This is a genomic window from Janthinobacterium sp. MP5059B (genome assembly GCF_001758645.1).
In the GTDB taxonomy this organism is placed as follows: domain Bacteria; phylum Pseudomonadota; class Gammaproteobacteria; order Burkholderiales; family Burkholderiaceae_D; genus Janthinobacterium; species Janthinobacterium lividum.
The window spans coordinates 595,072-618,951 of record NZ_LRHX01000006.1; the positions used below are offsets into that span (position 1 = coordinate 595,072).

The 23,880-nt window shown below is 61.3% G+C and carries 3 protein-coding genes; 2 read left to right on the forward strand and 1 reads right to left on the reverse strand.

Annotated features, from left to right (window positions below; all coding sequences use genetic code 11):
• Positions 1–10 precede the first annotated feature (10 nt).
• Together JAB1_RS07490 and JAB1_RS29460 are read left to right on the forward strand one after the other, a co-directional pair.
• A complete protein-coding gene (locus JAB1_RS07490; RefSeq protein WP_070279339.1) occupies positions 11–22,333 on the forward strand; it encodes a filamentous hemagglutinin N-terminal domain-containing protein in 22,323 nt (7,440 codons plus the stop codon).
• A gap of 2 nt (positions 22,334–22,335) precedes the next feature.
• Positions 22,336–22,809, forward strand: coding sequence for a hypothetical protein (locus JAB1_RS29460; protein WP_139144460.1), 474 nt, complete (start codon positions 22,336–22,338; stop codon positions 22,807–22,809).
• 626 nt (positions 22,810–23,435) lie between these two features.
• Here JAB1_RS29460 and JAB1_RS07495 read toward each other — a convergent pair.
• Positions 23,436–23,873, reverse strand: a complete 438-nt coding sequence (locus JAB1_RS07495; protein WP_034777794.1) for a hypothetical protein — start codon at positions 23,871–23,873, stop codon at positions 23,436–23,438.
• Positions 23,874–23,880: the final 7 nt, after the last annotated feature.

Below are 23,880 nucleotides of genomic sequence, written 5' to 3' on the forward strand. Positions count from 1 at the left end.
AGGACATTTCATGAACAAGAACCTGTACCGCATCATCTTCAACAAACGCCGTGGCCAGTTGATGGTCGTCGCCGAAAACGCTTCCTCGCAAGGCAAGGCGGCCAAGGGCGAGGGCAGCCTGGCCTGCGGCGTGTTTGAAGGCGATGGCGGCGGCGGGCCAAGTTTCAGTGTGAATGGCCGCTTGCGGCCGCTGGCGCTGGCCGTGTTTGGCGCGCTGGGCATGGTGACTTTTGTGGCAGGGCCGGCCTTGGGACAGATCGTGGCCGATCCGAATGCGCCTGGGCGCCAGCGCCCGACCGTGGTGCAAAGCGCCAATGGCGTAACACAGGTGAATATCCAGACGCCGAGCGCGGCGGGCGTATCGCGCAATACTTATAGCCAGTTCGACGTGACGGCGAGTGGCGCCATCCTGAACAATAGCCGCGGCAATGTGCAGACGCAGACGGGCGGCTGGGTACAAGGCAATCCGTGGCTGGCGGGCGGCAGCGCGCGCGTAATCTTGAATGAAGTCAATTCGGCCAACCCCAGCCAGCTGCGCGGCTATGTCGAGGTGGCGGGGCAGCGGGCCGAAGTCGTCATTGCCAACCCTGCCGGCGTGAGCGTCGATGGCGGCGGTTTCATCAATGCCAGCCGGGTCGTGCTGACGACGGGCACGCCGATGCTCAACGACGGCAGCCTGGACGGCTACATGGTGCAGCGCGGCGTAGTGACCATCAACGGCCGTGGCCTGGATACGTCGCTGAGCGACTACACGGCCATCCTGGCGCGCGCCGCGCAGATCAACGGCGGCATCTGGGCGCAGGAATTGAAGGTGGTGACGGGCGCGAATCAGATCGATGCGGCGCATGGCGTGGCGGGCGCCGCGGCTGGCGTAGGGCCGGCCCCGGCATATGCGCTGGACGTGGCGCAGCTGGGCGGCATGTACGCGGGCAAGATTACCCTGATCGGCACGGAAGCGGGTCTGGGAGTGCGCAACGCGGGCGTGTTGGCGGCCACGGCCGGCAACCTGGTGCTGCAATCGAATGGTTGGTTGAGCAACAGCGGCAATATCCAGTCGGCCGGCAGCGGTAGCCAGACCAGCATTGCGGTGACGGGCGACGTGGCCAACAGCGGCACCGTGTATGCAGGCGGCGACAGCCAGGTGCAGGCGCAGGGCAATATCGCCAACAGCGGCGTGATCGGCGCGCAGAACAATGTCGAGGTGCACGCCACGGGCGCCGCCGCGCGCATCGACGGGGCGGCGGATTCCGTGCTGGCCGCAGGCCTGAATCTGGACAACACCTTGACGGCCAGCGGCAAGCTGAACGTTTCCGCTGGCGACACCATTGCCGTGCACGGCACGGCCGTGGCTGGCGGCGACAGCAGCCTGGCGGCGCGCCAGCTGGATATTACTGGGGCGCAGGTCTCGGGCGCGAATGTCGGCCTGGGCGCCAGCGCGGGCGACCTCGACGCCAGCCGGGCGCAGGTCAGTGCGCGCGAACGCTTGCAGCTGGACGCGGCACGGACCGTGCGCAGTGATGCGGCGCAACTGACGGGCCAGCAATTGGGCGTGAACGCGCACGACTTGTCGAACGTGGGCGGCCAGATCACGCAGCTGGGCGCCGGCGATCTGGCGATTCAATTGCCGGGTAGCCTGGACAACACGCGCGGCCTCATCGCCACGAATAGCCAGGCCTTGCGCCTGCAGGCGGCCAGTCTGAGCAACCAGGATGGGCACATTCAGCATGCGGGCACTGGCGTGCTGGAGATCGGTGCTGCCCAAATCAACTTGCAGCGCGGCAGCATCGTCAGCAATGGCTCCATGGCGCTGAGCGGGGAGCAGATCGACCACCGCGACGCCCGCACGGTGGCGGGGCAATTGAACATCGACGCAGGCAGCCTCGATAACCGGGGCGGCAGCCTGGCGCAGAGCGGCCAGGGCGACACGCGCGTACAGGTGCGCGGTGAGCTGGACAATCGCAGTGGCGCGCTGGAAGGCAATGGCGCCTTGAGCGTGCAAGCGGGCAATGTACAAAACCAGAAGGGTCGCATAGTCTCGGCCACGGATGTGGCGCTGTCGACTGGCGCGCTGGACAACACTGAGGCGATCTTGGCTGCCGGCGGCAAGTTGCGCCTCGACAGTGGCGACGTCGACAATACGCGCGGCCAGATCCAGGCGCTGGCGGGCGATGCGGCCTTGACGGTCGCAAAGTTGAACAATACGGCCGGCAGCGTGTTTGCTGGTGGCAATCTTACTACCAAGGCCAGCGAGGTACTCAACAGCGGCAACGTGTATGCGGCCGGCAGCCACGCGCTGCAGGTGAGCGGCGCGATCAGCAACAGCGGCGTCATCGCGGCGCAGGGCGATAACCGCATCGACGCCGACCGCATCGATAGCGCGACCGGCAGCCTGCTGGGCGCGGGCGTCCGCGCCGACGGCAGCCTGGCCGGTAGCGGCCAGTTGGCGCTGACGGCCACGCAAGCGATCAGCGCCCATGGCCAGAATTTGGCGGCAGGGAAAAGCAGCATGCACGGCACCGCTATCGACCTGAGCGGCAGCCAGACGGGCGGCGCGGCGATTACCCTGAACGCCAGTACCGGCCATGTCGTCACTGATAACGCACTGGTGACGACCACGGGTTTGCTGTCCGTGACGGCGGCCGGCAGCGGCCAGTCCCTGTCGAACGTGCGCGGCACCCTGAGCGCGGGCCAGCTGGAAGTGAAAACGGGATCGCTGGACAACCGCGGCGGCACTGTGATCCAGACGGGCACCGGCGATACGCAGTTAACAGGCAGCACCCTGGACAACACGGGCGGACGCATCGCCGTCAACAGTGCGAATCTGGCGTTGACGGCCGAACAGCTGGCCAACCGCGACGGCAGCATCGAACACGCGGGCACGGGCAGCTTGCATATTGAAGCAACGCGCTTCGATGATGAGCGCGGCAAGGTGACGGGCAATGGGCTAGTCGACATTCAGGCGGGCACGATCGATCACCGCCATGCCGTCACGTCCGGGCAGCAGGTCACCGTGCAAGCAGGCAATCTGGACAACCGCGACGGCACCGTGCAGCAGACGGGACCAGGACAGATGCGCGTGGACGTGGTGCAGGCGCTGGACAATACGCGCGGCAGCATTGCCGGCAATGGCGGCGTGCAGGTGCAGGCTGGCGTGCTGGACAACAGCAAGGGCCGCATCACCTCGGCGGCGGCCGCTTCTGTCGTCAGCAAAGATGCGCTGAATAATACCGACGGCGTTATTGCCGCAACCACTGGCCTGCAAGTGAGCGGTACTGCGTTGGACAACACGCGCGGCGTCTTGCAGGCGGACATGTTGAGTCTCGATGCGACATCCTTGCTGAACCGGCAGGGGACAGTGAGCGTCGGCACGGATTTGACGGCGCGCATCAGCGGTGATTTAACGAATGCTGGCCTGCTGTACGCGGGCCGCAACCAGCAACTGACGGTCGGTGGCTTGCTGAACAACAGCGGCTCCATTGCTTCCGTCAACAACACCCATATTGCCGCTGGTAAAGTCACCAGCAGCGGCCTGCTGGGCGCTGGCGTGAAAGCGGACGGCAGCCTGGGTACGGCAGGCGATCTGACGATTAATGCCGATGGCGTGTTGCAGGCGAGCGGACAGAACCTGGCGGCGGGCAGTGCGACGCTGATGGGTTCCAGTGTGGATCTGTCGGGTAGCCAGACGGGCGCGGCAAACATCACCATCACGGCAGCTACTGGTGATGTACTGACGAGTAAAGCCGTCATCTCGGCCAGCAATCTGCTGGCCATCACGGCCAACGCAAATAACGCCCAGTCACTGGTGAACAGCCAGGGCCAGCTGGTGGCCGGCCAGCTGCAGCTGAACGTGGCTAACCTGAACAACGCCGGCGGCGAGATCGTGCAAACGGGCAGCGGCGACACCGTCATCACTACAGGCAAACTGGACAACACGGCGGGCCGCATCGCCGCCAACAGCGCGAACCTGGCCCTGAACGCGTCGGTGCTGACGAACGTCAATGGCAAGCTGGAGCACGCGGGTGCCGGCGTGCTGGCCATCAACGCGGGCCAGTTCAACAACCAGTCCGGCAAGATCACGGGCAATGGCAAGCTGGATATCACGGCAGCCGCCTTCGACCACCGCAATGCAACGACGGTGGCCAATCAGCTGACCATCAATGCCAGCAGCCTGGACAACCGAGCCGGCAGCCTGGCGCAGACAGGAACCGGCCTGATGACGGTCGCGGCCAAAGGCCAGCTCGACAACACGGGCGGCAAGATCGAGGGCAACGGTGATGCGCTGGTCAAAGCGGGTACCTTGCTGAACAACACGGGCCGCATCGTGGCGGCGCAGGATGCCGAGCTTACAGTCGGTAGCCTGGACAATACGGAAGGCACGGTGGCAGCCGGGCGCCATCTGCAGCTGTCCGGTGGCGACATTGACAATACCAAGGGCCAGTTACAAGCCGTGGCCGGCAACGCCACCCTGAACGTGGCTGACCTGAACAACACCGCAGGCAACGTGTTTGCCGGCACCAACCTGAACGCGACACTGGCCAGCCTGAACAATACGGGCAGCCTGTATGCGGCAGGCAATCAAGCCTTGACCGCAACAGGTGCTATCACGAACACAGGCGTGATCGCCGCGCAGGGCAACACCAGCCTGACGGCGAAAACCCTCGACAGCAGCGCAAGCAGCTTGCTCGGTGCCGGCATGCAGGCTGATGGCAAACTGGGCACGGCCGGTGACCTGACGATCAGCACTACACAAACATTGGCCGCGCATGGCCAGAACCTGGCGGCGGGCAGCGCCAACTTGACAGGCGGCAGCGTGGATCTGGCAGGTAGCCAGACCAGCGCCGCGAATATCGGCCTGACGGCAACAACGGGTGACGTCAGCACGCACAAGGCGGTCGTCACGACGCCAGGCATGCTCAACATCACGAGCAATGCCACCCTGCACAACACGGAAGGTACGTTGCAGGCAGGCCAGCTCGACCTGCACGTGGGCAATCTGGATAACGTCAAGGGCACTATCTTGCAGACCGGCACGGGTGACACGGCCATCGTCACCGGCAATCTGGACAATACAGCGGGCCGCATCGCGGTCAACAGCCAGAACCTGAACATCGATGCCGTCACCGTTACCAACAAGGACGGCAAGATCGAGCACGCGGGTACGGGCCTCTTGAATCTGCAGGCAGGCGTGCTGGACAACAGCAATGGCCGCATTACGTCCGCCGCATCGGCTGACATCGTCAGTAAAAGCACACTGAATAATACCGATGGCGTGATGGCAGCGACTGCCGACTTGCATGTGGGTGGTGTGAATATCGACAACACGCGCGGCGTCTTGCAGGCGGATAATTTGCACCTCGATGCCGCTACCTTGCTGAACCAGCAGGGAACTGTGAGTGCTGGCACGGACCTGACGGCGAAAGTGAGCGGTGACCTGAACAACGCCAGTCTGCTGTATGCGGGCCACAACCAGCAACTGACGGTGGGTGGCGTGCTGAACAACAGCGGCTCCATTGCTTCCGTCAACAACACCCATATTACGGCAAGTAAAGTCACCAGCAGCGGCTTGCTGGGCGCTGGCGTGAAAGCGGACGGCAGCCTGGGCACTGCAGGTGACTTGACCATCAACACGGATGGCGTGTTGCAGGCGAGCGGACAGAATCTGGCGGCAGGTAGTGCGACGCTGACGGGTTCCAGTGTGGATCTGTCGGGTAGCCAGACGGGCGCAGCAAACATCGCCATCACGGCAGCTACTGGCGATGTCGTGACGAACAAGGCCGTGATTTCCGCCAGCAATGTGCTGGCCATCACCGCCAACGCAAACAACGCCCAGTCACTGGTGAACAGCCAGGGCCAGCTGGTGGCCGGCCAGCTGCAGCTGAACGTGGCCAACCTGAACAACGCCAGCGGCGAGATCGTGCAGACGGGCAGCGGCGACACCGTCATCACCACGGGTAAACTCGACAACACGGCAGGCCGTATCGCCGTCAACAGCGCGAACCTGGCCCTGAACGCGTCGGTGCTGACGAACGTCAATGGCAAGCTGGAGCATGCAGGCGCCGGCATCCTGGCGATTAACGCAGGGCAGTTCAACAACCAGTCCGGCAAGATCACGGGCAATGGCAAGCTGGATATCACGGCCGCCACCTTCGACCACCGTAATGCCACGACCGTGGCAAATCAGCTGACCATCAACGCTGGCAGCCTGGATAACCGCGCCGGCAGCCTGGCGCAGACAGGAACCGGCCTGATGACGGTCGCGGCCACGGGCCAGCTCGACAACACGGGCGGCAAGATCGAGGGCAATGGCGATGCGCTGGTCAAAGCTCAGGTATTACTGAACAGCACGGGTCGCATCGTGGCGGCGCAGGATGCCACATTGAACGTGGGTAGCCTGGACAACACGGAGGGCACCGTGGCGGCAGGACGCCATCTGCAACTGTCCGGTGGCGATATCGATAATACCAAGGGCCAGTTGCAAGCCGTGGCCGGCAATGCCACCTTGAATGTGGCGAACTTGAATAATACCGCAGGCAATGTGTTTGCCGGCGCCAACCTGAACGCGACACTGGCCAGTCTGAACAACACGGGCAGCCTGTACGCAGCCGGTAACCAGACCTTGACCGCCAGCGGCGCCATCGTCAACACGGGCGTCATCGCGGCACAAGGCAACAACAGCATCACGGCAAAGACGCTCGACAGCAGCGCCAGCAGCTTGCTCGGTGCCGGCATGCAGGCCGATGGCAAGCTGGGCACAAGTGGCGACCTGACGATCAGCACAACACAAACGCTGGCTGCGCATGGCCAAAACCTGGCGGCGGGCAGCGCAAATCTGACAGGTGCCAGCGTGGATCTGTCAGGCAGCCAGACCAGCGCCGCCAACATCGGCCTGACGGCAACCCAAGGTGACGTCAGCACGAACAAGGCGGTCGTGACAACGGCGGGCACGCTAAATGTGACGACGAGCACCTCCCTGCACAACACGGAAGGCACGGTGCAGGCGGGCCAGCTCGACCTGTATTTGGGCAACCTGGACAATGCCAAGGGTACGCTGCTGCAGACGGGCACGGGCGATACCGTCATCAATACAAGTAGTCTCGACAACACGGCTGGCCGCATTGCCGTTAATAGCAAGAACCTGAACATCGATGCCGTCAGCGTTACGAACAAGGACGGCAAGATCGAGCATGCAGGCGCGGGTACGTTGAATCTGCAGGCGGGCGTGCTGGACAACAGCAAGGGCCGCATCACGTCCGCTGCGGCGGCGGACATCGTCAGCAAAGGCGTACTGAACAATACCGACGGCGTGATTGCCGCGACTGCTGACTTGCACGTCGGCGGCACCGCGCTGGACAACACCCGAGGCGTATTGCAAGCGGATACCTTGCGTCTGGATGCGACGACCTTGCTGAACCAGCAAGGCACGGTGAGTGCCGGCACGGACTTGACGGCGAAAGTGAGCGGTGACCTGAACAACGCTGGTCTGCTGTATGCGGGCCGCAACCAGCAACTAACGGTCGGTGGCTTGCTGAACAACACGGGATCGATTGCCTCCGTCAACAACACCCATATTACCGCTGGCAAAGTCACAAGCAGCGGCTTGCTGGGCGCCGGCGTGAAAGCGGACGGTAGCCTAGGCACGGCAGGTGATCTGACGATTAATGCCGATGGCGTGCTGCAAGCAAGCGGACAGAACTTGGCGGCGGGCAGCGCCGTGCTGAAAGGCGATGCCATTGATTTGTCGAACAGCCAGACGGGCGCGGCAAACATCGCCATCACGGCAAATACTGGTGATGTACTGACGAACAAGGCGGTGATTTCTGCCAGCAACGTGCTGGCCATCACGGCCAATGCGAACAACGGTCAGTCGCTGATCAATAACCAAGGCCAAATGGTGGGCGGCCAGTTGCAACTGAACGTGGCGAACCTGAATAACGCCAGCGGCGAAATCGTGCAGACGGGCACCGGCGACACAGTCATCACGACAGGCAAGTTGGACAACACGGCTGGCCGCATAGCCGCCAACAGCCATAATCTGGCACTGAACGCGACGGTGCTGACGAACGTCAATGGCAAGCTGGAGCACGCGGGTGCGGGTCTGCTGGCCATCAACGCGGGCCAGTTCCTTAATCAATCTGGCAAGATCACGGGCAATGGCAAGCTCGATATCACGACAGTCACCTTGGACCACCGCAATGCGACGACGGTGGCCAATCAGCTGACCGTCAACGCCGGCAGCCTGGATAACCGCGCCGGCAGCCTGGCGCAGACGGGCACCGGACTGATGACGGTGAGCGCTACCGGCCAGCTGGACAACACGGGCGGCAAGATCGAGGGCAATGGCGATGCGCTGGTGAAGGCCACCACCTTGCTGAACAGCACGGGCCGCATCGTGGCGGCGCAGGATGCCACATTGAACGTGAGCAGCCTGGACAATACGGAAGGGACGGTGGCGGCAGGACGCAACCTGGTATTGACCGGTGGCGATATCGACAATACCAAGGGCCAGTTGCAAGCCGTGACGGGCAACGCCGCCTTGAATGTGGCGAACCTGAACAACACCGCAGGCAACGTGTTTGCTGGCGCCAACTTGAACGCCACCTTGGCTAGCCTGGACAACACCGGCAGCCTGTATGCGGCCGGCAACCAGACCTTGATCGCCAGCGGCGCCATCTCGAACACGGGCGTCATCGCGGCGCTGGGCAATACCAGCCTCACGGCGAAGACGCTCGACAGCGGCGCAAGCAGCCTGATCGGCGCGGGAATGCAGGCCGATGGCAAGCTGGGCGCGGCTGGTGACTTGACGATCAACACCACGCAAACGCTGGCCGCGCATGGCCAGAACCTGGCGGCGGGCAAGGCGACGCTGACGGGCGGTAACGTGGATCTGGCAGGCAGCCAGACCAGCGCCGCCAACATCGGCCTGACGGCAACTGAAGGCGATGTCAGCACGAACAAGGCGGTCGTCACGACGCCAGGCACGTTGAACGTCACGAGCAACGCGACCCTACACAATACGGAAGGCACCTTGCAGGCGGGCCAGCTCGACCTGCATGTGGGCAGTCTGGACAACGCCAAGGGTACTATCTTGCAGACGGGTACGGGTGACACGAGCATCGTTACAGGTAATCTGGACAATACGGCTGGGCGCATCGCCGTCAATAGTCAGGACCTGAACATCGATGCTGTCAGCGCCACGAACCAGGAAGGCAAGATCGAGCATGCCGGCACGGGTACGTTGAATCTGCAGGCGGGCGTGCTGGACAACAGCAAGGGCCGTATCACGTCCGCTGCCTCGGCGGAGATCGTCAGCAAGGGCGTGCTGAACAATACCGATGGCGTGATTGCGGGTACCCGCGACTTGCACCTCGGCGGGGTCACTGTCGACAACACGCGCGGCGTGTTGCAAGCGGATAATCTGCACCTCGATGCCGCTACCTTGCTGAATCAGCAGGGCACAGTGAGTGCAGGAACAGACTTGACGGCGCGTATCGGCGATACGCTGAACAACGCTGGCCTGCTATACGCGGGCCGCAACCAGCAACTGACGGTGGACGGAGTGCTGAACAACAGCGGTTCCATCGCCTCCGTTGGCAACACCAATATATCGGCTGGCAAAGTGACCAGCAGCGGCCTGCTGGGCGCCGGTGTCAAGGCGGACGGCAGCCTGGGCACTGCGGGTGATCTGACCATCAATGCGGATGGCGTCTTGCAGGCGAGCGGCCAGAACCTGGCAGCGGGCAATGCCGTGCTGACAGGCGCCAACGTAGACCTGTCTGGCAGCCAGATGGGCGCGGCGAACATCGCCACTACTGCGCGCAGCGGCGACGTACTGACAAATAAAGCCGTCATCTCGGCCAGCAATGTACTGGCCATCACCGCCAACGCAAACAGCGCCCAGTCACTGGTGAACAACCAGGGTCAGCTGGTGGCAGGTCAGTTGCAGCTGAACGTGGCCAACCTGAACAACGCCAGCGGCGACATCGTGCAGACGGGCACGGGTGACACCGTCATCACCATGGGTAAACTCGACAACACAGCGGGCCGCATCGCCGCCAACAGCGCGAACCTGGCCCTGAACGCGTCGGTGCTGACGAACGTCAATGGCAAGCTGGAGCATGCAGGCGCCGGCATCCTGGCGATTAACGCAGGGCAGTTCAACAACCAGTACGGCAAGATCACGGGCAATGGCAAGCTCGATATCACGGCAGCCGCCTTCGACCACCGCAATGCCACGACGGTGGCGAACCAGCTGACCATCAACGCTGGCAGCCTGGACAACCGAGCCGGCAGCCTGGCGCAGACGGGCACCGGCTTGATGACGGTCGCGGCTACCGGCCAGCTGGACAACACGGGCGGCAAGATCGAGGGCAATGGTGATGCGCTGGTGAAAGCGCAGACTTTGCTGAATAACACGGGCCGCATCGTGGCGGCGCAGGATGCCGAGCTTATAGTGGGTCGTCTGGACAACACGGAAGGGATAGTAGCCGCAGGCCGCAATCTGGCATTGAGCGGCGGCGATATCGGTAATGCCAAGGGCCAATTGCAGGCCGTGGCGGGCAACGCCACCTTGAATGTGACGAACTTGAACAATGCGGCAGGTAGCTTGTTTGCCGGTGCTAACCTGAACGCCACGCTCGACACCTTGAATAATAATACTGGCAGCCTGTATGCAGCCAGCAACCAAATCCTGAACGCCACCGGCGCCATCGTGAACACGGGCGTCATCGCGGCACAGGGCAACAACAGCATCACGGCAAAGACCCTCGACAGCAGTGCAAGCAGTCTGATCGGTGCGGGCGTGCAGGCCGATGGCAAGCTGGGCACGGTTGGCGACCTGACGATTAGCACTACAGAAACGCTGGCCGCGCATGGCCAGAATCTGGCGGCGGGCAAGGCCGCCCTGACGGGCGCCAGCGTGGACTTGTCTGGCAGCCAGACAAGTGCGACCAGCATTGCCCTGACGGCAATACAGGGCGACGTCAGCACACATAAAGCCGTGGTGAGTACGCCCGGCGCCTTGACAATCCATGCGCAAAACACCTTGCGCAATACGGAAGGACAACTCAGCGCCGGTCAACTCGATCTGCACGTGGGTAACCTGAACAACGCCAAAGGCACCGTGATCCAGACGGGAACGGGCGATACCGTCATCCAGACGGGCAATCTCGACAACAGTGCCGGGCGCCTCGCCGTCAATAGTAACAATTTGTCCCTGGGCGCGGCCACCTTGACGAATGCAGGCGGCAAGATCGAACATGCGGGTGCAGGTACCCTGGCTATTACGGCGGTCAATTTGCAAGGCGCCGGCGGAAGCATCGTCGGCAATGGCGCTGTCGATCTCAAGGCGAGTCTGTTAGACCACGCCAACGCCACCACCACGGGGCGCTCCCTGAGCGTGCAGGCAGACAGCCTGAGCAACCGGGGCGGCCATCTGCTGCAAACAGGAGCGGGCGGCATGACGGTCGCCGTCACAGGATTGCTGGACAATACGAGTGGCGAGATGGCCGGCAACGGCACCTTGTCGGTGCAGACCGGCAGCCTGGACAATACTAAAGGCAAGATCACCTCGGCCACATCCGCCGACATTGTCAGCAGCGGCGCACTCGTCAATACAGATGGCGTGATTGCGGCGGCAACCGATCTGCACCTGGGCGGCGCCATCGACAATACGCGCGGCTTGCTACAGGCGGGCACTGGCGCCTTGCGTCTGGATGCGGCCAGCGTGCGCAATGCGCAGGGCACGCTCAGCGCGGGCACGGATATCGCGGCCAAGGTCAGCGGCGACGTGCTCAACGCGGGCGTGCTGTATGCGGGACGTAACCAGAGCCTGGACATCGGCGGATTGCTGAGCAATACGGGTTCGCTGGCCGCCCTGGGCAATACGACGATTACGGCGGGCAGTCTGAGCGGCAATGGCGTGCTGGCGGCCGGCATGCGTGCCGATGGCAGCTTTGCCTCGGCCGGTGATTTGAGCGTGACGGCCCGTGGCGTCTTGCAGGCCGGCGGCCAGAACATGGCGGCCGGTCAGCTGCAGATGACGGGCGCGTCGGTCGACGTGGGCGGCAGCCAGACCAGCGCGGCGAATGTCGGCTTGACGGCTTTGACAGGCAATGTGACGACCAGCAAGGCGGTCGTGTCGACCAATGACCTATTGAGCATCACGGCCAATGCCGCCAATGGACAGGCACTGGTCAACCAGGGCGGCAGCCTGAGTGCTGGGCAATTGTCCCTGCGCGTTGCCAACATGGACAATGCCAAAGGCACCTTGATACAGACGGGTACAGGCGACACCGTCATCGAGACGGGCAAGCTGGACAACACGGGCGGGCGCATCGCCGTCAATAGCGCCAACTTGCGCTTGCAGGCGGGCGACCTGACGAATACGGATGGCAAGATCGAACATGCAGGCAAGGGTGTGCTGGAGATCCGCGCCACGAATCTGTATGGGCAGCGGGGCCAGCTCACGGGCAATGGCGCGCTGCAAGTGGCGGCCAATTACCTCGATCACCGCAATGCTAGCCTGCTGGCGCAGCAAGTGAACGTCTCTGCCGGCATCCTGGACAACCGCCAGGGGCAGATCACGCAGCTGGGCACGAGCGCGGCAACAGTGCTGGCCAGCACGCGTCTGGACAATAGCGGCGGCAAGATCGAGGCAAATGGCAATGTGCGCGTGGAAACGGGCGCCTTGCTGAACGACCATGGCCGTATTGCGTCCGCGCAAGATGTCAATGTGGCGGCGACGGGCAAGCTGGACAATACTTCCGGCGTGATCATTGCCGGGCGCGATCTGACGGTCGCTGGCGGCACGGTGGACAACACCCTGGGCCAGCTGCAAGCGGCGGGCGGCAATGCGCAATTGACGATGGACGAGCTGCTCAATGCACAGGGCAGTATCGTTGCCAGCGCTAATCTGACGACGACGGCGGGCAGCGTTCGCAACAGCGGCAGCCTGTTTGCTGGTGCAGAGCAGGTACTGACCGTGACGGGGGCGCTGGAGAACACCGGCGTGATCCTGGCCCAGGGCAACAACACGATCAGCGCCAATAGCGTCAATAGCAGCGCGGCCAGCCTGATCGGCGCGGGCGTGAAAGCCGATGGCAGCCTGCAGACGAGCGGCAACTTGCAAGTCACGGCGCAGCAGGTGCTGGGCGCCCATGGCCAAGTATTGGCGGCAGGCAATGCTTTCTTGGCCGGCGGCAGCGTCGACCTCGGCGGCAGCCGCAGCAGTGCTGGAAATATCAGCCTGACGGCCAGCGCAGGCGACGTCAGCACCAGCGGCGCCGTGGTCACCACGCCGGGAGGCTTGACGATCACGGCCGGTGCGAATGGCCAGACGTGGAACAACCAGCGCGGCGATATCAGCGCTGGTCAGCTGGCCGTTGGCGTGGGCAACCTGAACAACCAGCAAGGCAGCATCGTGCAAACGGGCACGGGCAACACCGTCATCGAGCTGACATCGCCAGCGGGCGTGCTGGACAACACGGGTGGACGCATCGCCGTCAACAGCGCCAACCTGAGCCTGAAAGCGGGTACGCTGACGAATACGGATGGCAAGATCGAGCATGCGGGTAGCGGTACCTTGAGCCTGCAAGCCGCGCAGTTGAACGACCTGCGCGGCCAGATCACGGGCAATGGCGCCCTGGTCGTCACAGCCGGCGCCATCGACCACCGCAACGCCAGCACCATCGCGCAACAACTGAGCGTGACGGCCGCTACCCTGGACAATGGAGGAGGCAACCTGACGCAGCTGGGTAAAGGTGATACCAGCATTCAATTGACGACCAGCCTGGATAACAGTGGCGGCACGATCGCCAGCAATGGCAACACCAGCATCGTGGCGCCGAGCCTGAACAACCAGGGCGGCAAGCTGCAGGCGGCTGGCACGGCCAACCTGACGGTGACGGCAAGCAATGTGCTCGACAACCGCCATGGCGGCGCCATCGCCGGCGGCGGCAATGTCGTGCTGGGTGCCGGAAATCTGCTGAACCAGGGCGGCAGCGCCACGGCAGGTGGCCAGTTGACGGCGAACGTGGCGCAGGCATTGAACAATGCGGGCGGCTTGCTGGCCGCCACGGGCAATATGACCGTGAACGCAGCCAGCGTCGACAACAGCGCCGGCGGCAAGCTGGCCTCGGTACAGGGCCAGTTGCAGGTGATTTCCACGGGCGCGACCCTCAACAATGGCGGCACCATGCAAGCGGGTGGCGATATCACCCTGCGCAATGGCGGCCTGTGGAACGCGCAGGGTACCATTGCCGGTGCGAACGTCACGCTCGACACGCATGGCCAAGTCTTCAACAACACCCAAGGCACGCTGGCGGGCACAGGAATCGTCAACCTGCAGACGGGCATCCTGGATAACGATGGTGGCTTGCTGCAGTCGGGCGGCGCCATGACCATCGACACGCACGGCAATGCTTTGCTCAACACCAATGCGGGCGCGTATGCCGTGCGCCATCCTGGCAGTGCCGGCGGCATCAGCAGCGGCGCAGGATTGACCCTGCAAACGGGCAGCTGGAACAATGCGGGCGGCTATCTGGGCGCGGCAGGCAACATCACGGGCAGCGTGGGCCAGCTGGACAATCGCGGCGGCCAGGTCGTCGGCAAATCGGCGCTGGACCTGACCCTGAGCGGCTTGCAGAACCAGGGCGGACAAATCCAGGTGCTGGGCAATATCGGCTTGAACGCGGGTGGCGGCAGTATCAACAACCAGCAAGGCTTGATCCGTTCCGGCGCGGCCGTCACCGTGAGCGGCGGCGCCATCGACAATGCCAGCACTCTGGGCGCCAACCAGGGCATCGAAGGCGTGCATGTGACCCTCAATAGCGCCAATGTCAGCAATGTGCAGGGCGCGGTGCGCGCCGATGGCAACCTGGCGATCAACAGCGCGGGCAGCGTCAACAATACCCTGGGCATGTTGAGTGCCGGCAGCACGCTGTCGTTGCAGGATAACGGCCCCGGCCGTGGTCTGGCCATCACCAACACGGACGGCACCATCATCGGCGGCCAGCGCACCGACATCCGCGCGGGTAGCCTGACCGGCGACGGCATGCTGCTGTCGCAGCAAGACTTGGCGCTGGACCTGGCCGGCAACTTTACGCTGAACGCGGGCGCCGAGATCATGGCCAATGGCAATGCCGGTATCACTATCGGCGGATTGCTGACCAATGCTGGCAAGATCCAGGCGCGCAGCACCCTGACCCTGGGTGCCGCCAATTTCGACAATACCAGCACGGGCGACATCAATGCGGGTACGACGCGCGTCAACGTCGGCGGCGTATTGAACAACCGTGGCGTGATCGACGGCATCAACACGGAACTGAACGTGGGGACGCTGAACAACGCGGGCACGGGCCGCATCTATGGCGACCATCTGAGCATAGCCGGCGGCACCGTCAACAACGACGTGGAAGGCGGTGTGGCGGCCACCATCGCGGCGCGCACCCGCCTCGATATCGGCGTCACCACACTCAACAACCGTGAGCACGGTCTGATTTTCAGCGGCGGCGATATGGCCATTGGTGGCTATCTGGACGGCAACCGCATCGCCACGGGCTGGGCGGGATCGGTGACGAACGCCAGCGCGACGATCGAGGCGTTGGGGAATCTGGATCTGGCGACTGGGCAGTTCAGAAACCTGAATACACATTTCAGGATCGAGACGCTCGATAGAGGGACTGAAAGTGTCATAGAGTACGGGAGTCTGCTCCCCGGCGAAAAAGACAAGCGCTTTCGAAGCGTAGGAGGTCAGGTTGTTGATGCAAATGGGATAGTGCAAAAAGAGTACGTAATCTACCGGCTGACGCGTACCTCACGTACAGAAACCGTGGTGGATACCGATCCGGCGAAGCTGCTGGCGGGTGGCAATGTGACGATTCGCTCCAGCGATGCGCGCAACGAGCAAAGCCATGTTATTGCGGGCGGGAGGCTGTTCATGGAAGGGGGCGCGCTTGTCAATCCGTCAATTGATCTGCATACCTACTCGAAGGAGACGGGAACATCCGAGAATGTCTTGTATATGCCTTCGAGCGCCTCGGGTGGTTATGTTCAGAAACCGATGGGAGAGCAAACCCTGACTCCGGTCGAACATAGCTCGGTGGATCCGGTCAAACAGATTTATCAAAAAACGCCAAACGCATCGCCATCGTCGGCAGGCGTGAGCGGCGTCAATGGCGGCACCAGTGGCGCCGGCGCCACCAGTGCAAATGTGATGCACACGGCAGTGAATGGTACACCTGGCAGCGTTGCAGGTGTAAATGCTGCTGGGGGGGCAGGCGCCGGGACAGCCAGTGGCACGGGGGCATTGAACGGCGCCAGCGGCACGGGCAATGTGGGGCAGGCGGGCAATGTCGGCGTGCTCAGCGGTTCGGCCGTCGCCGGTGCCACCGGTGCGGGCGGACAAACGGTAACGTCGGGTATCGACACTGGCCGTGCCACGATAGGTGTCGATGGCAAGAGCGCGGACGCCGTGGCAGTACAGGGCACCCAAGATGGCAGTGATCGGATTGGCAACGCGGGGAAAACAGCCGGTCATGGCGCGGTACAGGGCGGTTCCGCCGGCGCGGCCACAGGAAGCGGCGCCGTCAGCACGGTCGATTCGACCTTGCTGGCGCGTGACGCGCAGGGTGCTCCCGCCGTAGTCGGAGGGGGGGGCAGCTTGCAAGGTAGTGGGCGTCTCGGTAATGCCGGCCAGTCGGCTGGGCACGGGGGCGTACAGGGCGGCTCTGTTGCTACCGTTGGGGGTGCCGCTGGGGCTGGCACGGTCGATCCCGCCTTGCTTGCAGGTGGGACGCAAGGCGGACCCGATGCGGTAGGGGGGATCGGCGGCTTGCAAGGTAGCGGACGCCTTGGCAGCGGTGCCCAGGCAGCAGGCCATGGCAGTGTGCAAGATGGGGGCGTCGCCGCCGTCGGTGGAGTGGCTGGCGCCGGCAAGGTGGATGCGGGCTTGCTGGCGAAAAATACGCAAGGTGGCCCTGCCTCCGTGGACGGCGGCAACGGCTTGCAGGGGAGCGAGCGTGCCGGCAATGCTGGCCAAGCGCTCAGCCTGGAGGGCGTCAAGCAGGAATTTGCGGCAGGCGTGACGGGGCCGGGCAAGGCCACACAGTCCGGCATGGCCGCAGCGCATGGCGTCACAGTTTCGAGCGCCACCGGCGGCGCGGCGCAGGTTGCCGGAGTCGGCGGCGCGTCCGCGGGACGCATGACGGTCATCGGTCAGGTGGCCTTGGCGAACCCTTCCGGCCGCGCGCAAGTCGTGCGTACGACATCGCCTTCCACGCAAATTCCGAATGCCAGCCTGTTCAGGACGAGTCCCGGACCTGCATCGCGCTTCCTCGTTGAAACGGATCCACGTTTTGCCAATTACAAGGATTGGACGGGATCGGACTACCTGACCAGCAAGGTCCAGCTCGATCCGACGGTGACGCAAAAGCGCCTGGGCGACGGCTTTTACGAGCAGCGCCTGGTGCGCGAGCAGATCGCGGAACTGACGGGACAGCGCTTTGCTGGCGATTATTCCAACGATGACCAGCAGTATCGCGGGCTGATGGATGCCGGTGCCGCCTTTGCCCAAACCTGGGACCTGCGTCCCGGCCTGGCGCTGACGGCCGAGCAGATGGCGGCCCTGACCAACGATATCGTCTGGCTGGTGGAAAAGGACGTGACCCTCGCCGATGGTTCCACGCAAAAGGTGCTCGTGCCGCAAGTCTATGTGCGCGTGCGTGAAGACGACCTTGACGGCGCAGGCAGTCTGTTGGCAGGCAAAGAGGTCGATATCCGCTTGTCGGGAGACCTGGTGAATGGCGGCACCATTGCCGGCCGTGAAGTCGTATTGCTGAATGCCGAGAATGTCAGCAATCTTGGCGGCCGTGTCGGCGCCGATAACGTCGGCATCGCGGCGCGCAACGACTTGAATAATATCGGCGGCACTATCACGGCCAATAGCACACTGCAGGCGAGCGCGGGACGCGACATTCATATTTCCACCAATACGCTGGAAGACGGGCGCTATCTGGGGCGGGTGGCAGGGCTGTACGTGAGCGGCGATGCCGCCAGTGGCAGCAGCCTGGTGCTGTCTGCGGGAAGGGATGTCAGTATCGTCGGCGGTATTGTCAGCAATACCGGCCAGGGCGGCGTCACGGCAATCTCTGCCGGGCGCGACCTGAGCGTCGATACGGTGGTGGCCACTTCCGGTAGCGGCTTGTCCGCCAAACGTATTGAACAACAGGCGGGCGAAGTACATGGCGACAAAGTAGCGTTGATCGCCGGCAATGACATCAATAACCACGGTGGCAGTATTGTGGCGGAATCCCAGTTGCTGGCCAGTGCCGGCCGCGATATCAACGTGGTAAGCACCACCGTCAGCAATGCCAGCCAGGAAGGGGCGGGCTACACGTCGACCAGCACCACCATCGGTTCGACGGCAGGCATGTACGTGACGGGCACGGACCAAGGCAATGCCCTCGTCGTCCAGGCAGGGCGCGATGTGACGGTGACGGGCGGCGTCATCGCCAACGCGGGCGTGAATGGCCAGACCAGCGTGATTGCTGGCAATGACCTGACCCTCAATACCGTCACCGTGGCCTCAACCCAGAATGACATACGCAACGCCGATAATTACAGCAAGCAGAGCAAGACCAGCGAGATAGGCAGCCAGATCATGGGCGCCGGCAACGTCAATCTGCAGGCGGGCCATGATCTGACGGCGCGTGCGGCGGATGTGCAGGCGGGTGGAACACTGGGATTGTTGGCGGGCAATGACATCAGCCTGGTCAATGGTTTCCAGAATGAAGTGAGCGATGTCGCCAGCAAGTCGACGAAAAAGGGTTTCTGGAACAAGACCACGACGACCAAGCATGACGTGGTCGATACCACCACGGCAATCGGCACCTCGCTTGGCGGCAGCAGCGTGGTGGTGCAGGCAGGGCGCGATCTGCAAGTCACCGGTTCGAGCATCTTGAGCGACGATGCGACGCGATTACTCGCGGGTAACAACATCACGATCGACGCGGCCACCAATACCGTGTACGAACTGCACCATTCCAGCACCAAGAAAAGCGGTTTCATGAGCAGCGGTGGCATCGGCTTCAGCTACGGTACCAAGACCACCACGGTGGACCAGGAGCGCGACGCCACCTTGCAAAGCGGCGAGGCGCGCAGCTCGATCGGCGCCACGGGCGGTGCGCTGACGATGGTTGCCGGCAATAACGTGACGATAGGCGGCAGCGATATTCTTGCCGCCACCGATCTCGACATCATCGGCAAGAGCGTCACCATCAAGCCGGGCCAGGACAATGAGAAGGGGAAATTTGAAGTCAAGACGACGCAGGATGGTTTGACCCTGGCTCTGGGCGGCAGCGTGATCAGCGCCATCCAGACCCTGCAAACCATGAGCACGGCGGCCAGTACGGCCAAGGATGGCCGCGTCACAGCCATGGCGGCGGCCACGGCGGCCATGGCCGCCAACGACGCAGCCAAGGACATGATGAAGGAAGGCGGTCCAAGCATCAGCATCAGCTTGACGGCGGGCCATTCGGAAAGTATCCAGACGCAAAATACGGCCAGCACCACGCATAGCGGCAGTGTATTGACCGGCAATAATATCAACATCACGGCCCTGGGCGGCGGCAAGGATAGCAACATCAATATCCTGGGCAGCGACCTGAACGCGAAGAACGATATCCGCCTGCATGCCGATAACAACGTCAATCTGCTGGCCGCGCAGGACACGGAAAGCCAGCATAGCAAGAGCTCGAGCCTGAGCGCGTCGGCTGGCGTCGCGGCCAGCGTCAGCAGCAAGGGCATGTCCTTCGGTTTCACAGCCAGCGTCAGCGGCAGCAAGGGGCACGAGGACGGCGATGGCACGACGCAGCTCAATACGCATGTGAATGCGGGCGACAAGCTGGTCATCAGCAGCGGTGGCGATACAAACATCAAGGGTGCCGTGGCCAGCGCCAACCAGGTGATTGCCGACATCAAGGGTAATCTGAACCTGGAAAGCCTGCAGGACACGGCCAAGTTCGACAGCAAGAGCCAGAGTTTCTCCGCCAGCGGCACAGTCGGCTACGGTGCCAGTTTCAGCGCCAGTTACAGCCAGAGCAATATGCATAACGACTATGCCAGTGTGCAGGAGCAAAGCGGCATCAAGGCAGGCGATGGCGGTTTTCAGATCAAGGTGGGCGGCAATACGGACTTGAAGGGCGCCGTCATCAGCGCCACGGAGGCGGGCAAGCTGAACAGCAGTCTGATTACGTCGACTTTGACGCACAGCGATATTGCCAATCATGCGATATCGAAGGGGAGTAGTGTTGGGGTATCTGGTGGGATGTCCTTTGCTGGCACGGGAACGCGAAATGAGAACCTGACGGATGTCGCTGGCAAAAAAGATGCTACTACAGCGGGTCTGCCAGCGATCGTTTCCCTCAGCGAGAACGCTAGCAGTACTACGCGTAGCGGCATCAGTGGCGGCACTCTGGTCATCACCGATGATGCGGCTCAGCGCGCGGCGACGGGCAAGGGAGCGGACGAAGCTGTTGTTGGCTTGAATCGTGATGTGACGACCGGGGTGGATAGCAGTGGCAAGATCGGTAATAATTTCGATAAAGCCAAGTTGCAGGCGACGATGGATGTGACGGCGGCGTTTGCGGCTGCTGCTGCAGAGAAGCTGGGGACTTATGCTTCCGAGAAGCTGGACGAAGCGACTGCATTGGCAGCTGAAGCACATGATCTCCGTGAAACCGATCCTGAAAGAAGTAAAGAGTTGCAACGTCAGAGTGATGAGCTAACACAAAATTGGAAAGAGGGTGGGCTCGCGCGGGTCGCGTTGCACACGGCGATTGGCGGGCTTGCCGGCGGCACCAACGGCGCATTGGGTGCTGGCGCGGCGGCGTTGTCGACGGATAGCATCGCCAAGCAGTTGAAGCAACTAGATATGCCTGAAACGCTGCGTGATGCGTTGACGCTGGCCGCGGGCGCTGTGGTGGGGGCAGCCGCTGGTGGGGCGACGGGAGCGGCTACTGCGGCAAATGAGGTGGCGAATAATTATCTGAAGCATGCCGAAATTCTCGAAAAAGACAAACTGGCGGATGCATGTCGCGGAGGCGACAAAAGTTCTTGCAAAAAAGGTGAAGCTTTGGCGGCAAAAAGCGACGCGCGTGACGCAGAACTTCTTGCATGCAAAGGGGTGACTAGTGCTGCCTGTGAAAGCCTGTTCACGGAAGCACGGCGGGCATCTGTGCAAATTGCACAAGAAGGTCCAACTCGTCCAAACTTAAATTATTTGAATGAGAGCGACAGGACTTTTGACATGGCGTATGGTTACGATACGACGCCTGACACCAGTTTTGCCGGTTTATGGGCTAGGGAGCAACGCTACGGGGCGACAAATTCGATGAGCTTGTTGAATCCCAACACTTCGACAGTTGGTGGCTGGCTCGGGAGTATGCTTAAAAGTGGTTATGAAAACGTGGTTACTGGTATCCCAGACACCTTGGGATTTTTAGCCGAGGGAGCGGCTAACGCAAATCATATCGAGAGAATGGGTCGTACACCTGTGGTATCGCCAGGCTCGACATTCGGGAAGTTTCTGGCTGATGAACAGATATCCCTTGGGGAAAAAATTCTGATGGTCGGACGCGCGCCCTTGGATGCTCTGAATGGGGTATTGAAGGGTGATCCTGAAGCTGTTGGAAGTGTTTTGGCTGGCTGGGCTATTGGGAAACTTGTTATAGAGGTGGGAGGGCTGCCACGTAATAATTTTGGTGGCAATGGGGCAAAAACGTCGATAAATTCTACTGGAGTCGATGGATTAAAATTAGATTCGTTAAATACATCTGAACGTGGCCTAGGCAGTACTAGCGGGCATCAATTTACCACCGTCACCGAGGGTGGTAGTGGACAAGCATTGGCTGGGCATGGCGTAATGGAGTCAAATGCTACTATACTTGGTAATGGTCAATACGTTTCCCCACCAGGAACTACAGTAATTACGCCACGACCTGGAATTAAAATTGCGGATTCAACTGGCCAAATTTTGGAAAATGTTAAGTCTGTTGAGCATCTGGAAAGTATTTTGAGATCTGGAGTCGGCCCGAATGGACAAATCTTAGTGCCTCGAAATTTTGAAGATCTAGCCGGTTATAATGTTGTTGTTCCCGGCCAGACGGGATTTAATTACACGCTACTAAATCCTGCCTATGAAAATAAGCTATTGAATATTTTTAGTAATTCTACGACTACTAACGTTCCAACTCATCTTTCTGCCTTCTTAGAGCCAAACATGGGTTGTGTCTTTTGGGCCGCTTGCACGCAAGTTGTTCCGTTTATTCCGAGAAAGTGAAAATGACTGAAAAAAAATACTTTGAAGATTTGACAAACTATACGCATCAAATTACTCCATTTGTTATGGATGGAGTAAGAAATGTGGGTTGGTTAAATATTTTTGAGAAATTTCCAGTTGGGGATGTGCCTACATCGACGCTTCGAAAGCTAAAATTAGTGGCTGGCGGCATTGGTACATTTCAACCTCTAGTTGATCCGATTCGTGAATCGCCGATTTGTCAGCTTTGCGGGGAATTGGAATTGTTGGACGCAAATGGTAGAGTGTTGCCAAATGCGGAGATTTGGATTCCTTCTGATAAATGTATTTATGCATCACCCATTGAAATAATGCATCTGATTGAAGTTCATAAATATTGCCCGCCTGAAGAATATATTGCTGCTATTGATTCATTGGATGTAAATTCGTATTTTTTTGCGGATGCAGTCTACAGGGAAAAGCTGATAGAAAGCGGTTGGTTTAATAGGGTGAGATAAAAGAGGGGCTGCGGGACCCGGGGCAGGTCCGTCATTCGTACACGATCTCAGCCTTGGCCGTCTCGATTCTCAGTAAGTTGCGCTGAATTAAATGCAGATACGGCCCGACTCACTGTCCTGCTCGAGACGTGAAAAGCGGCGGCGATGTGAGGCATGGTAAAGCGGTAGGCAAATAAGCGTGTGCCATTGCCTCGTCTCTGTCGCTATAGAGGGCCTGAGATTGCGCTAGTGATAGCGCGACAGCGCGCGGCGTTGCTGCCTTGGCATATCCCTGAATGCTGCGGAACGCTGCGATTGCTGATGTGCCGAAACGAAGGCGTCGTCGCCCAGAAGAATCTGATGACAGGTGTGAGTGAGTGGACTTTCCTCTTCCATCCCGCCCGCGATAAACCGGCAATAAACAGGAATTGCCTCGTCACGGGTAACGCCAAATTGGATCAAGAGCCAGTCACGTGCCAACCAGTATGGAGGTACCGCGTCGTCCAAAAAAGTACCGATGACTGCTCCAGTACCAGTCATCGGGTAATGCCACCATGTGCGCCCTGACTGGACCTGTCAGGCAATGCGGTCAGTATCGCCCCGGTAATGGGGCCACGCTGATCAACACCATCCGCACCAGCATCGTCTTACTCATCTTTTTCAAAGATGCGGATCTTCGCGCCGCCCTGGTAGTCCTGCAGCTCCGCTTCGCCATCGATGCGTATGTCGCCCTTCAATATCACTTCCACGCTGATATCGACTTTTTTGATGCGAAACGTTTCAATGTCGGTTGGATGCACGTCGATTTCCATGGAAATCGAGGCGCCTGGCGCAATCGTGGTGAATTGCGTTTTCAGCGCCGGATTGGCCAGGCCACGGCGGGCGTAGGTGACGGCGCCGGTATCGGTATCGATGAATTTGACGATCGGGCCGGACTTGCGCAGGTAGTCGAGCGGAAAACCGATATCGCGGCTGCCATCGTTGCGGATGGTAACCAGCAGGTCGATCGGCTTGCGCTCATAGACGCAGCCAGCGTTGCCCAGGCATTGCAGGGAGATGGAGAGGGGCGCGTGGGTGCTCGTCATGGTGTTT

Bases quoted from the DNA above. Each gene is read 5' to 3' on its own strand.
- JAB1_RS29460 (WP_139144460.1), top strand. From the start codon at position 22,336: ATGACTGAAAAAAAATACTTTGAAGATTTGACAAACTATACGCATCAA.
- JAB1_RS07490 (WP_070279339.1), top strand. From the start codon at position 11: ATGAACAAGAACCTGTACCGCATCATCTTCAACAAACGCCGTGGCCAG.
- JAB1_RS07495 (WP_034777794.1), bottom strand. From the start codon at position 23,873: ATGACGAGCACCCACGCGCCCCTCTCCATCTCCCTGCAATGCCTGGGC.